Origin of the sequence: Halomonas sp. BC1 (assembly GCF_002078135.1) — a bacterium.
Taxonomy (GTDB): Bacteria; Pseudomonadota; Gammaproteobacteria; order Pseudomonadales; family Halomonadaceae; genus Vreelandella; species Vreelandella stevensii.
This window is the reverse complement of sequence record NZ_LFGS01000004.1, coordinates 379959-380672: the sequence shown is the minus strand read 5'-3', so window position 1 is coordinate 380672 and position 714 is coordinate 379959. Positions and strand designations below refer to the sequence as shown.

Annotated in this window: 1 protein-coding gene; it reads left to right on the top strand. The window is 59.2% G+C overall.

What is annotated here, in order from left to right:
* On the top strand, nucleotides 1–639 hold a 639-nt coding region (locus B7L72_RS03330; RefSeq protein ID WP_254893747.1), incomplete at its 5' end, for a peroxiredoxin.
* Nucleotides 640–714: the final 75 nt, after the last annotated feature.

Sequence of the window (714 nt, the reverse complement as noted above, 5' to 3'; positions counted from 1 at the left end):
ATCAATGCCGTTGTACCTGACTTCGAAGCGGAAACCAGCCAGGGGCCGATTCGCTTTCATGAATGGATAGGCGACAGCTGGGCGATTCTGTTTTCCCACCCCAAGGATTTCACTCCTGTCTGCACCACCGAATTTGGCGCGGTGGCTACCCTGAGCGCTGAATGGGAAAAGCGTGGCACCAAGGTGATCGGGGTGTCTGTGGACGGTGTCGAGGATCACAAGCGCTGGGCGGGCGATATCGAGACCGTCAGCGGCAGTGCTGTGAGCTTCCCTATCATCGCCGATGAAGGGCTCAAGGTCTCCAAGCTGTTCGACATGCTGCCGGAAGACGCCTACTTGCCCGATGGCCGCACGCCTGCCGATAGCGCGACGGTGCGCTCGGTTTTCATCATTGGCCCGGACAAGCAGCTGAAGCTCTCGATGACCTACCCGATGACCGTCGGACGCAATTTTGCCGAGATCCTGCGCGCGCTGGATGCTCTGCAAACCACCGCCAAGCACGGCGTGGCCACGCCTGCGGATTGGAGTGTAGGGCAGGATATCATCATTCCTCCCAGCGTTTCCAATGAAGATGCTCAGCAGAAATTTGGTGAATTCGACGCGGTACTGCCGTACCTGCGTAAAACCAAACTGCGCTAAACCGTAGCACGCCCCGCCAGCCTGAGCTGGCGGGGTAGCTCAGCTCGCTTCGAGCGCGAGTCGCTCGATCGAGTG